The organism is Nonomuraea sp. NPDC049378, assembly GCF_055586745.1.
Genome location: NZ_JBVJHP010000034.1, coordinates 20,473 through 33,595, shown reverse-complemented (window position 1 = coordinate 33,595; position 13,123 = coordinate 20,473). Strand labels below are relative to the sequence as shown.

At 73.7% G+C, this 13,123-nt stretch carries 7 protein-coding genes; 6 read left to right on the top strand and 1 reads right to left on the bottom strand.

Annotated elements, in window-relative coordinates:
- Positions 1–84: 84 nt before the first annotated feature.
- The 6 genes from hisD to ACZ6SA_RS45170 all read left to right on the top strand — a co-directional run bounded on the left by hisD (position 85) and on the right by ACZ6SA_RS45170 (position 12,036).
- Positions 85–1,374 carry a histidinol dehydrogenase gene (hisD, locus tag ACZ6SA_RS45195; protein ID WP_443156505.1) on the top strand — a complete coding sequence of 430 codons (1,290 nt, stop codon included), beginning with the start codon at positions 85–87 and terminating at the stop codon, positions 1,372–1,374.
- A gap of 16 nt (positions 1,375–1,390) precedes the next feature.
- Positions 1,391–2,422, top strand: a complete 1,032-nt coding sequence (locus tag ACZ6SA_RS45190) for a phosphotriesterase family protein (protein ID WP_465835355.1) — start codon at positions 1,391–1,393, stop codon at positions 2,420–2,422.
- 30 nt (positions 2,423–2,452) lie between these two features.
- On the top strand, positions 2,453–3,775 hold the full coding sequence (locus ACZ6SA_RS45185) for an MFS transporter (protein ID WP_465835353.1): 1,323 nt from the start codon (positions 2,453–2,455) through the stop codon (positions 3,773–3,775).
- Between the two features lie 48 nt (positions 3,776–3,823).
- On the top strand, positions 3,824–4,426 hold the full coding sequence (locus tag ACZ6SA_RS45180; protein WP_465835352.1) for a sugar O-acetyltransferase: 603 nt from the start codon (positions 3,824–3,826) through the stop codon (positions 4,424–4,426).
- 514 nt (positions 4,427–4,940) lie between these two features.
- The gene (locus ACZ6SA_RS45175) at positions 4,941–7,787 is read left to right on the top strand and encodes a helix-turn-helix transcriptional regulator (protein WP_347649596.1); all 2,847 of its coding nucleotides are present in this window, start codon (positions 4,941–4,943) and stop codon (positions 7,785–7,787) included.
- 223 nt (positions 7,788–8,010) lie between these two features.
- Positions 8,011–12,036: a S8 family peptidase gene (locus ACZ6SA_RS45170; protein WP_465835349.1), complete on the top strand. Its 4,026-nt coding sequence runs from the start codon at positions 8,011–8,013 to the stop codon at positions 12,034–12,036.
- Positions 12,037–12,072: 36 nt separating this feature from the next.
- Here the strand turns inward: ACZ6SA_RS45170 and ACZ6SA_RS45165 are convergent, their stop codons facing one another.
- On the bottom strand, positions 12,073–13,077 hold the full coding sequence (locus tag ACZ6SA_RS45165; protein ID WP_465835347.1) for an ArsR/SmtB family transcription factor: 1,005 nt from the start codon (positions 13,075–13,077) through the stop codon (positions 12,073–12,075).
- Between the last annotated feature and the right edge of the window lie 46 nt (positions 13,078–13,123).

The following is a 13,123-nucleotide window of genomic DNA, read 5'->3' as shown; positions in this document are numbered from 1 at the left end:
TTGTGCGATGTCCGGCCGCCGCCTATGCTCCCTGAAATCCCTTTTGACCAGCAGCGATGCGGATATTTCCTGGACAGGAGTGGCATGCGGAAGACAGTCAAGGGTACGGCGGCCGGCGTCGCCGTGGCGGCGGGTGCGCCCCCTCATGCGGTGGCCGCGGAGATCATCGACGATGTGCGGCGGAACGGGGACGCGGCGGTCCGCGCGCACTCCGAGCGGCTGGACCGGTGGGCGCCGGCCGACTTCCGGCTGGGCGAGGAGCAGATCGAAGAGTCGTTGCGCCAGGTGGACCGGCAGACCCTCGCCGACATCGAAGAGGTGCAGGCGAACGTCCGAAGGTTCGCCGAGCGGCAGCGGGCCTCGCTGCGCGACTTCGAGGAGGAGACCCAGCCCGGCGTGCTGCTCGGGCAGCGCAGCATCCCGGTGGGTGCGGTGGGCGCGTACGTGCCGGGCGGGCGGTACCCGCTGCTGGCCTCAGCGCACATGACGATCGTGCCGGCCAAGGTCGCCGGCGTGCCGAGGGTGGCCGCCTGCACGCCGGTCACCGGGGGCGAGCTGCCACACGCCACGATCGCCGCGATCCACCTGGCGGGGGCAGATGAGGTCTACCTGCTGGGCGGGGTGCAGGCGGTGGCGGCGCTGGCGCTGGGGACGGAGTCGATCCAGCGGGTGGACATGCTGGTGGGACCCGGCAACGCCTACGTCGCCGAGGCCAAGCGCCAGTTGTTCGGCCAGGTCGGTATCGACCTGTTCGCCGGGCCGACCGAGGTGCTGATCGTGGCCGACGACAGCGCCGACCCGTTCACGGTGGCCGTGGACCTGCTGAGCCAGGCCGAGCACGGCCCCGACTCGCCGGCCGTCCTCATCACCACCTCGGACGGCCTGGCTGAGGCGACGCTGCGCGAGGTGGACGAGCAACTGGCGAAACTGCCCACCCGTGACGTGGCCGGGCCGGCCTGGCGGGATCACGGCGAAGTCGTCGTGGTGGACGATCTGGATGAGGCGTTCGCCGTGGCGGACGAGTACGCCAGCGAGCACGTCCAGGTGCTGACCCGGGAGCCGCGCCTGGCCCTGGACCGGCTGCGCAACTACGGCTCGCTCTTCCTCGGGGAGCGCACGTGCGTCTCCTTCGGCGACAAGGTCATCGGCACCAACCACGTGCTGCCCACCAGGAGGGCCGCCCGCTACACGGGCGGGCTGTGGGTGGGCATGTACCTCAAGACCGTCACCTACCAGGAGGTGACCACCGACGCCGCCAGCGCCTACCTCGGCGAGCTGTGCGGCCGTGCCGCCCGGGCCGAACGCTTCGAGGGACACGCACGCTCGGGCGACCTGCGGGCCCTGCCCAAGGGACAGCGCCCGGCCTGGGCCTGACCTGCTGGGAGGAACCATGTCCATCGTCCGTACCGTGCTCGACGACATCGACCCGTCCGCCCTCGGGCACACCCAGCCGCACGAGCACCTGCTCGCCGACCTGTCCCGTCCGCTCCCCGCCCGCGCCACAACGAGCGAGCGGGCGATCGACAACGCGCCGATCACCCTGGACAACCACTACCGGGTACGCCGCCACCACACCTCCGAGGACCTCCGCCTCGACAGCGTGGACGTCGCCGTGGCCGAGCTACGGCCCTATACCGAGGCGGGCGGGCGCACCATCGTGGACGCCACCAGCATCGGGCTCGGCCGCGACCCGCGAGGGCTGGCCGCGGTGTCCCGGCGCAGCGGCGTGCACGTCGTCATGGGCTGCGGCTTCTACTACCGCGACTACCACCCGCACGACGTGACGAGCAGGGACCGGGACGACCTGGCCGCGGAGATCGTCTCCGACGTCCGTACCGGCGTCGGCGACACCGCGATCAAGGCGGGGATCATCGGGGAGATCGGGCTCAGCCATCCGCTGCACCCGCAGGAGGAGAAGGTGTTGCGGGCCGCCTGCGCGGCGCAGCGGGAGACCGGCGCGGCCCTGATGATGCACCCCGGCCGCGACCCGCGCTCGCCGGGACAGGCGCTCGACATCATCGCCGCCGAGCACGTCGACCCGGCCCGGGTCATCATGAGCCACGTCGAGCGCACCGTCTTCTCCACCGCCGAGATGCGGGCCATCGCGGCCAGCGGATGCTACGTGGAGTTCGACCTGTTCGGCCAGGAGTCCAGCTACTACTCGCTGGCGCCGATCGACATGCCGAACGACGCCACCCGCGTGGACTACATCGCCGATCTGATCGACGGCGGCTACGCGTCCCAGATCCTCATCTCCCAGGACATCTGCCACAAGACCAACCTGATGCGGTACGGCGGCGAAGGCTACGCCCACATCCTGGAGCACGTCCTGCCGCTCATGCGGCGCAAGGCCGTCAGCGACGCCCACATCGCACAGATCACCATGGCCAATCCCGCTCGCGCGCTCGCCTTCGCCCCCTGATCGCCAGGCTGAAAGGAAGCACCCCTCGCCATGATCCGCGACTTCATCAGCCCGGACGGCACCACCGCGGCCCAGCGGCGCGTGCTGCTCGGCGCCAGTACAGGCCAGTTCGTCGAGTTCTACGACTTCGCGATCTACGGCTTCTCGGCCGTGGCCATCGCCGAGGCCTTCTTCCCCAGCCAGGACCCGGTCACCGGCCTGCTGGCGGCCTTCGCCGCCTACGGCGTCGCGTTCGTCGCACGTCCGCTGGGCGGACTGTTCTTCGGCGTGCTCGCCGACCGCGCCGGCCGCCGGACCGTCCTGTACGCCACGCTCATCTGCATGGGCGTCGCCACCGCGCTCATCGGGCTGCTGCCCACGCACGCCGCGGCGGGGATCATCGGCCCCATCCTGCTCGTGGCGTGCCGGCTGGCGCAGGGCTTCTCCGCCGGTGGCGAGGCGGTCGGCGCGCCGTCGTTCGTGCTCGAACACGCGCCGTTCCCGCGCCGCGGCACCTGGATCGGCATCACGATCGCCGCCTCCGCCGCGACCTCGGTGATCGCCCTGGTCATCATCATGGCCATCTCCGGCGCGGTCTCGGACACCGCCTACGCCTCGTGGGGGTGGCGCATCCCCTTCCTGCTGGCCCTGCCGCTGTCGATGATCGGCATCTACATCCGCCGCCGTACCGAGGAAAGCCCTGTCTTCCAGGAACTGCGGCGCGGCAACGCGGTCGAGGCCAGCCCGGTACGGGGCAGCCTGCGCGGCAACTGGGGCCGGCTGGGACAGATCTTCGCCATCATGGCGCTGTCCGGCCTGGGCTTCTACGTGCTCGTCGGCTACTTCGTCACCTATCTGCAGAGCGTCGTCGGGCTGAGCCTGCTGCAGTCGCTGGCTGCCAACGCCGTGGCCCTGCTGTCGTTCTCCGTCCTGCTGCCGATCGGGGGCCGGCTGTCCGACCGGTACGGCCGCAAGCCCATGCTGATCATCGGGGCGGCGGCGGTCGCGGTCGTGGGGCTGCCCGCGTTCATGCTGGTCACCAGCGGTTCCTTCGGCACCGCAGTCATCGGGCAGCTGCTGCTGGCCGCGGCGCTGTGCACGTACGGCGGCGGCAGCTACACCTTCTTCGTCGAGCTGCTGCCCGCCGCGACCCGCGTGACGGGCGCCGCCATCAGCTACAACGTCGCCTTCGCGTTGTTCGGCGGCACCGCACCGTTCGTCGGCACCTGGCTGGTCGACCTCACCGGGAGCGACGTGGCACCCGGCTTCTACCTCGTCGCGGTGGCCGTCGCGGCCCTGGCGGTCGCCACGACGGCTCCCGAGACACGGGTGGAGGAACGGCCTGCCGCGAGCGCCGGGCACCGCCGAGCCTGAACGCCACACATTTGTATGCATGTACACATGATTCGTACAGTCGTACATATGGCGTCTGATGATGCGGACGAGCGCTCGATGCGGGAGCGGATGCTCGCCGGCGACCTGTACCTCGCCGACGATCCGGAGCTCGGCGAGCTCATGCTGCGCGCGGCGGACCTGATGGAGGCGTTCAACGCGTCCTCGGCCCGCGAACCGGGCGCGCGGCGGCGGCTGCTCACCGAGCTGCTGGGCGCCATCGGCGAGGGCACCGAGATCCGCCCGCCGCTGCGGGTCGACTACGGCAGCCACCTGCGCATAGGCGCCCGGTCCTTCGCCAACTACGGTCTGGTCGCCCTCGACGTCGCGCCGATCACCATCGGCGACGACGTGCAGATCGGTACGAACGTGCAGCTCATGACGCCGACCCACCCGGTCGACCCGGAGTTGCGGCGGGCCGGGTGGGAGGCCGCCCGGCCGATCACGATCGGGGACAACGTGTGGCTGGGCAGCGGGGCGATCGTCCTGGCCGGGGTCACCGTCGGCGACAACACCGTCGTCGGCGCCGGCGCGGTGGTCACCCGCGACCTGCCGGCGAACGCGGTCGCGGTGGGCAACCCGGCCCGGGTGATCCGCACCATCGAGCCGGGCTCGGGGCCGGATCGCGCGTGAACGGCTCCGCACCGTCACGGTCACCCGGCCTTCGGCGGCCGCGCCGGCACGACCCGGACCGGCGGGACCGGCTGATCGACGCCGCGCTCACCGTCATCGCCGAACGCGGCGTGACGGGCACGACACACCGGGCGATCGCCCGCGCCGCCGACGTGCCGCTGGGCTCCATGACGCCCTGGAGGAGGTACTGGCCGAGGCGTTCACCCGGCATGCCGGGTCGGTCGCCCGCACCTTCGACGAGCGGCTCGGCACCGCTCCCGACCGCGAGGCAGCGATCGAGGCCGTCATCACGCTGGTGACCGGCGACCTGCTCGGCTCGCGGCACGACCTCGAGACGCCGGAGCAGATCCGCCACGCCGTTCACCGGTTCCTGCGCTGACCGTCCCGTCCCTCTTCGCCCGCACCACCCGTGATCGAGAGGGCGCCGGACCGTCCTGGAGGCCGTGGACGCGGGGCCCGCCGCAGCCGGGGGGGTGCCGTTGATCTCTGACTTCGCGTGCAGTTGAATGAGCGGGTGCGTGCTGGGCGGGTGGTCTCCCCGGTTCTGGTGGGGCGGGAGAAGGAGCTCGCCCGGCTCTCCGCGCTGGTCGACAGGGCTCCCGCCGTCGCCGTCGTCGAGGGCGAGGCCGGCATCGGGAAGTCGAGGCTGACCGCCGAGCTGCTCGGCGGTCCCGCGGTGGCGGGCCTGCGGGTGCTGGCCGGGGCCTGCGTGCAGATCAGGGAGCCGTTCCCGCTGGGCCCCGTCGTCGAGGCGCTGCGCGGTCGCGCGGCCGAGCTGGCCGGGGCGGCGCTGTCGCCGGTCGCGGGGGCGCTGCGCGAGCTGCTGCCGGAGCTGGCAGGGGAGCTGCCGGAGACGCCGCCGCCGCTCGACGACCGGGCGGCCGAGCGGCACCGGGTGTTCCGGGGGCTCGTCGAGGTGCTCACCGCGCTCGGTCCCGCCGTCCTGGTGGTGGAGGACCTCCACTGGGCCGACGGCCAGACGGTGGAGTTCCTGACGTACCTGATGTCCGTGCTGCCGGACACGTTGCGGGTCGTGCTGACGTACCGGGGCGAGGAGGCTCCGGAGGCGGTGCGGGCGATCACGGCGCGCGCCCCCGACACGATCAAGGCCGAGCATCTGGTGCTGCCGCCGCTCGACGCCGCCCTGACGCGGGTGATGGCCTCGGCGATCCTCGAGGCGGAGGAGGTGACCGCTGAGTTCGCCGAGCACCTGTGCCTGCGGGCGTCCGGCCTGCCGCTGGCCGTGCAGGAGCTGCTGGCGCTGCTGCGCGACCGCGGCACGCTCATCCGGTGGGAGGGTGGCTGGGCGCGGCGGGCGCTGGAGGAGCTGGACGTGCCGAGCGGCGTGCGCGCCTCGGTGCGTGAACGGGTGGCCCGGCTGTCCCCCGGAGCCAAGGAGGTGGCAGAACGCGCCGCCGTGCTGCAGCTCCCGGTGCCGGTCGCCCTGCTGTCGGGGCCGGACGTCGGGGCGATCGACGAGGTGCTCGGCTCTGGGCTGCTCGCCGACACCGGCGGGCTGGTCGGTTTCCGTCACGTGCTGGCGGCGCAGGCGGTCTACGAGGCGATCCCGCTCGGCCGCCGGCAGGTGCTGCACGCGGCCGCCGCCGACACCGTACGCGGCCTGCGCCCGGTGCCGCTGGGCCGCCTGGCCCACCACCTGCGCCAGGCGGGCCGGGCCGGGCAGTGGGTCGAGGCCGCCATCGAGGCGGCCGAGCAGGCGTCGCGGCTGGGCGACGACGCCGAGGCCGCGCGCCTGCTGGAGGAGGTGCTGCGCGACGCCGACCTGCCGGCGGCGCGGCGGGCGGAGCTGACGGTGAAGCTCGGCTGGGCCGCCCTGGAACTGCTGCGCCCGCCGCCGGTCGCCGACCTGGTCACCGGCGCGCTGGAGCAGGACGTGCCGCCGCCGCTCCGGGGTCACCTGCGCATGCTGCTCGCGCTGCACCTGGAGCGCACCCGCACCGACAGCGCCCGCATCGGCGAGGCCTTCGCCCGGGCGGCCGAGGACCTGGCCGGCGAGCCGGGGCTGGCCGCGTGGGCCATGGCCGGGGTGGGCCGCCCGCCGAGCGGCCTGCCGCCCGAGGAGAGCAGGTCGTGGCTGGAGCGGGCGCTCGCGACCCTGCCCGCCGTGGCCGATCCGGCCATGCGCATGCTGGTGCTGGGCAAGATCGCGATGATCTTCGTGGTGATGGGCGACCCGCGCTGGGCCGCCCTGGCCGGCGACCTGCTGCGGGAGACCGGCGGGCGGCGGCTGCTGCGCCGCGAGGTCAACGCCTACCGCTCGATCGGGGGCGCGGCCCTGTTCAGCGGGCACCACCGCGAGGGCCGCCGCCTGCTGACCGCGGCCGTCGAGGAGGGCGCCGAGCCCGACCTGCGCGAGCGGCTCGAACTGCGCTGCCTGGTCAACCTGGCCGCGGCCGACTACTTCGAGGGCTCCTGGCGCGGGCTGCCGGCCAGGATGCAGGAGCTGCGCGACCAGTTCGGCGACGAGCCGCACGAGCGCATCCTCGTCGACATCGTGACCGCCTGCCTGGCCGCGGTGCAGGGCCGCCAGGAGGCCGCGCTGCCGCCGCTGCTCGACGCCGCCGCCGAGGCCCGGGCCCGCGGCCAGTTCGACGATCTCGTGCTGCCGCTGACGATGCTGCTCAGGCTGGCCGCCGCGCGGGGCGAGCCGGAGCCGGCGATCGAGGCGGCCGTCGAGGCGGGCCGCCACTGGGAGGCGAGCGAGCTGTGGCCGGTGGCGGTCCGTGCGCTGCCCGCGCTGGCCGAGGCGCTGCTGGCGGCGGGCCGTCCCGGCGAGGCCGCCGACGTCGTCGCCCGGCACGCCGCCCGGCTGGCGGGGCTGGACGCGCCGCTGGCCGCGCCCGCGCTCGCGCACGCCCGCGGGCTGCTGGCCGCGGCGGACGAGCAGTGGGGGCGGGCGGCCGCGGAGTTCTCCGCCGCCGCCGACGCCTTCGAGCTGATCCCGGCACGGTACGAGGCCGCGCAGTCCGCCGAGCGGGCGGCCGCCTGCCTGTTCGCCCTCGACGGCCCGGAGGCCGCCGTCCGGCTCGGCCGGGCGGTCGCGACGTACGCGGAGCTCGGGGCGCGCTGGGACCTGGACCGCGCCACCGGGCTGGGCCGCAGGTGGGGCGTCCGCCCGGCGGCGCAGAGCGCGCCCGCGCCGGCCGGCAACGACCACGCGCTGTCGGCCCGGCAGGAGCAGGTGGCCCGGCTGGCGGCCGAGGGGCTGACGAACCAGCAGATCGCCAGGGAGCTGTTCCTGTCGCCCAAGACGGTGGACAAGCACGTGAGCGCGGCCATGCGGAAGGTCGGGGCGCGGTCGCGGACGGAGCTGGCCCGCCACCTCCTCCCCAGCGACTGAATCCCCAGATTGGGGATTTTTCCCCATAGGGCACCCCATACCCCACCCCCATCCGGCTGCACGACACTTTCGGCATGTCCGAAACCACCGACGAACCCGGGCAGCCGGACCCGGACGACCCCTCCCTTCCCTCCGAGCCCGAGGAGCCCCCGGAGCCTCCTCGCCCGCCGGACGGCTTCCAACCCGTCTGACCCCCTCCCTTCCCCCCGCCAGAAAGGCCACCATGGCACTGCCCCGCCCCCCGCTGGCGCGCCGGACAGCAGTCCTGCTGACCGCGCTCACCACGCTCGCCGGCGTGCTGACCGCCGGACCGGCGACCGCCACGACGCCGGCCGCCACCGCCGCCTCCACCGCGCAGGTCACCAAGGACGTCACCCTCTCCGGGGTGCGCGCCCAGAAGGTCGCCGTCACGCTGATCACCGGCGACAAGGTCCACCTCACCCGGTCCCCCGCCGGCCAGTACCGCGTCGAGGCAGCCCCCGGCACCCGCCAGGACGGCCGCCGCGTCAACCTGTTCACCCAGTTCACCCCGGACGGCGTCTTCGTGCTGCCGGACGACGCGATCGCCGCCGTCCAGGCCGGCCTCGTGGACAGACGGCTGTTCGACGTCAGGTACCTGGCCGAGAACGGCTACTCCGACGACGTGGCCAAGCGGCTGCCGGTGATCGTGCAGTACCCGGACGACCAGGCCGAGGCCGCCGTCAAGCGCTCGGCCGCCGCCGTCCCCGCCAGCGAGCCCACCCGGACGCTGGAGAGCATCCACGCCTCCGCCCTCGACGTCACCAAGGCGGAGACGGGCACGTTCTGGGAGGCCGTACGCGGCGGGCAGAGCGCCGGGCAGGGCCTGGCGAAGGCGCCCGGCACGCTACGCGGCGGCATCGCCAAACTCTGGCTGGACGCCAAGGTCAAGGCGGACCTTGACGTGAGCGTCCCGATGATCGGCGCACCCCAGGCGTGGGAGCGCGGCCAGGACGGGACCGGCGTGAAGATCGCCGTTCTGGACACCGGCGCGGACACCGGCCATCCCGACCTGGCCGGGAAGATCGCCGACAGCAGGTCGTTCGTCCCCGACCAGGCCGTCAAGGACGGGCACGGGCACGGCACGCACGTCGCCTCGACCATCGCCGGCACCGGCGCGGCCTCGGGCGGCAAGCGCGAGGGCGTCGCCCCCGGCGCGCAGCTCGTCGTCGGCAAGGTGCTCGACGACACCGGCTCCGGGCAGGAGTCGTGGATCATCGAGGGCATGGAGTGGGCCGCGCGCAGCGGCGCCAAGGCCGTCAGCATGAGCCTCGGCGGCTCGCCCAGCGACGGCACCGACCCGCTCAGCCAGGCCGTGAACGACCTGACCGCGGAGACCGGCACGCTGTTCGTGATCGCCGCGGGCAACCTGTACGAGGCCGAGACGATCAGCACGCCGGGCGCGGCCGACGCCGCGCTGACCGTTGGCGCCGTGGACAAGCAGGACCAGCTCGCCGGATTCTCCAGCCGCGGACCGCGCCCCGGCGGCGGCCTCAAGCCCGACATCGCCGCGCCCGGCGTGGACATCGTGGCCGCGCGGGCCGCCGGCACCTCCATGGGCGCCCCGGTGGACGAGCACTACACCGGCTCCTCCGGCACCTCCATGGCCACGCCGCACGTCGCCGGCGCCGTCGCGATCATGGCGCAGCGGCACCCGGACTGGACGGCGCAGCAGCTCAAGGCCGCCCTGATGTCCACCGCCAAGGACGACGGCTTCACCGTCTACGAGCAGGGCGCCGGCCGGGTCGACCTGGACCGCGCCACCCGCCAGCAGGTGTTCGCCGGCAGCGGCGGCGTGGACTTCGGCCTGCTGGAGGGCGGCAGCGCGCCGAAGACCGGCCAGATCTCCTACCGCAACCTGGGCGACCAGCCCGTCACGCTCACGCTGGAGGCGGCGATGAGCGGCGGCGCGAAGCCGGCGCTCGCCGACGCGACGCTGACCGTCCCCGCCGGCGGCACCGCCGGCACCACCGTCACCCTCGACCCGGCCGAGCTCCCCATCGGCACCTACAGCGGCGCCGTGACGGCCGAGGCCGACGGCGTGCGGCTCACCACGCCGCTCGGCGCGGTGCGGGACGTTCCCAAGTACGACCTGACCGTCCGCACCCTCGACCGGGACGGCAAGCCGCGCACCCCGACGGCCATGAGCGTCCTGGACGTCGAAGGCGGCAAGGGAGAGCTCGGCCCCCACCGCGTCGACGACGTCGGCGTGATCGTCACCCGGGTCCCCGCCGGCACCGTCAGCCTGCTGCAGGTGCTCGACTGGGTGGACGGCGACGACCGCGCCAACCGGGCCTGGCTGTTCGAGCCCGAGCTGACCGTCACCGGCGACACCGAGATCACCATCGACGCCCGCAAGGCCACCGAGATCAGCTTCAGCGCGCCGAAGACCGCGCAGCCGCTGAACAACACCTACGAGCTCTTCTTCCAGCGCACGCTGGCCAACGGCAAGGTCTTCGGCGGCACGCTGCTGTCGAACCGCCCGCTCGGCGGGTGGGAGAAGGTGTGGGCGCTGCCCACCGAGAAGGTCACCAAGGGAGCCTTCCGCTTCACCGGCCAGTGGGAGCTGGGCGTCCCCGAGGTCACCATGACCATGCGCGCATCCGGCCGCGGGTCGAAGCGCACGACCCTGCACCCGGTCTCCCGCGTCCACATGATCGACTCGGGCGAGCTGCATCCCGGGTACGTCCCGTTCGACGGCGTCAAGAACCTGCGGGTGGTCGACGCCGGCAAGGGCCGCCCCGAGGACCTCGCGGGCAAGGACCTGCGCGGCGCGCTCGTCCTGATCGACGCCGAGCCAGCGGAAGGACTCTTCGGAACGGCGTGCGGCCTGCAGGTCGAGCGCGTGGGCCCCATCAGGGACGCGGGCGCCGCCGGCATCCTGGCCTTCAACGAGAGGGCTTCCGTCTGCCCGATCCCGCTGCCCATCTCGCAGAAGCCGTTCAGCGGCCCGTACCTGCCGGTCAACATCCCCGTCGCCTACGTCTCCCACGCCGAGGGCACGAAGATCCGCGAGGCCGCCGGCCGGGGCGAGGTGACCGTACGGGCCGAGGGCACGCCGAACACGCCGTACTCCTACGTGTTCAAGCCGTACGCCGACGGGCGCATCCCGGCGTCGATGCGTTACAAGGTGACCGAGCGCCAGCTCCACCGGGTCGACTTCGACGTGCACGCCGGCCCGTACACGAAGTACATGAACTGGCGCAGCACCTGGAAGACCGACGACATCAGCTACACGGGCACCGGCACCAACATGCTGCACTGGTCGTCCCCGACGCCGGAGCGCAGGTCGCAGTGGGTCTGGCCGCTCGATCCCGAGATCGTGAGCGTCGCGGGCATGGCCGCGCTCGTCTCGTCCGAGCCCGGCGCCGAGGTCCAGGAGACCCGCTACCGCCACGACGTCTTCGACCGGCCGGGACACACCCGGCAGAAGTGGTTCGCCACCCCGAGCACGCCGGGCGCCTCGACGGCCTCCGGCAAGCTGTACGCGCTCGGCGGCGACCCGGACGCGACCCCGCTCGAGCAGCTCGTGATCGGGGTGCCGTGCGCGATCTGCGTGCACGACGGCAACCTGTGGGTGACTCCGTCCATGGTCAACGGGGTCGGGGAGCGGCGCGACGACGGCACCGCGTTCGGCGACCTGGCGCCCCAGTACGACCTGCACCTCTACCGCGACGGCAAGGAGATCCCGAACACGCCCGTGGAGTGGTTCGACAAGCTGCCGCGCTACCAGCTGCCCGAGGAGCAGGGCGTCTACCGGCTGACGGCCAAGAACGCGCTGCATGACATCGAGTGGACGTTCACCGCCCCGCCGGCCAGGGACCAGGTGAGGCCGGGCGTCAACTGCTACGCCTGGTTCATCGACGGGCCGGTCGAGCAGTGCCGCACCACCCCCGCGGTCTACGTCAGCTACGACCTCGGTGGCAGCCTGTCCTCCGCGAACACGGTCGCGGCCGGGCGCAGGCACACGTTCGAGCTGGAGGCCTACCACGGGCCGTCGGCGGCGAAGATGCCGGCGATCGCGGGCGTGCGGCTGTGGACCAGCACCGACGACGGCGCCACCTGGCAGCCCGCCGACCTCAAGCGGGGCCGGGACGGCGTCTACACCGCCCGGGCGAAGTACCCGGCCTACCGCGCCACCAAGGGCGCGGTGAGCCTGAAGGTGGAGGCGTGGGACGCGGCGGGCAACCGCGTCAAGCAGACCACGCTGCGCGCGTTCGACCTCCGCTGACCGGCGTGACCGCGGCCGCCCGCCCGGCGGCTGCGGTCACGTGCCTTCACCGGCCAGGCTCTCGCCCAGGGAGGTGCGCTCGTAGTGCACGGATCGGCCGGTCCGCGTCCGCGTGACCAGGCCGGATTCGCGCAGCACGGCCAGGTGGCCGCCGACCGCGCCCAGGCTGAGACCCAGCTGGCGGACCAGCTGCGTGGTCGTCGCCGGCGCCGCGAGCGCCCGCAGCACCTGCGCGCGGTGCGGGCCGACCAGCCGCGCCAGCGCCGCCGCACCGCTCTGCGGGGGCGGCGGCCCGAGCAGGTTCGCGACGCCACGCGCCGGATACACCAGGGCGTACGGCCAGGGCGGCTCGACGTAGCTGATGAGGGTGCCGAAGACGGTCGGCATCAGCAGCAGCCCCTTGCCGCCCAGCCGGTGCCGCTCCCACGTGTTCCGGGGGCCGGTGCGCACCTCGATCACGCCGTCGGCACCGTCGGCGCGCCAGCCCACCCGCGGATCCAGGTCGGACAGCGCCGCGGCCCAGCCGTACATGGCGAGGTGTCCGGCGCGGAGCAACAGGTCGCGCTCCAGCACTGTCCGCAGCCGCGGCCAGTCGGGCTCGACCAGCGCGTGCCAGGTCGCCTCGATCGCGTCAGAAAGCCGGGTGAGCACGTCCGGGGCGGCCAGGATCTGCTGGACGTGGCGCGGCGGCGTGCGCAGCCCGGCCAGGTTGCGGGCGATCTCCGCGCGAACCTGGCGCGGCGGGGTCGCCCGCACCCTGGCGAGTTCGCCGGCGAAGTCGGCGCCGGGGCCCGAAGGCGGAGGTTGGATGAAGTCGGCGTTGTAGCCGCCGGGCCGGAACAGCGTTGTGAGCGCCCTGACCGCGGGCGTCTCGCGGAGCAGCCGCTCGTACCGCGGCGCGATGCGCTCCGCCCATGGCCGCAGCGGCCCCGCCGGCTGCTTGCCCGCCGCGACCCGCAGCGCGTTCATCGCTTCGCCCAGCGGCGAGATGGCGTAGCGGGTGTGGGCCACGTCGACCGGCCCGACTTCGACGGCAAGCACCTTTCGCCTCCACGCGAAAGCTTAACGCCGCCGCCCGCACCGCCCC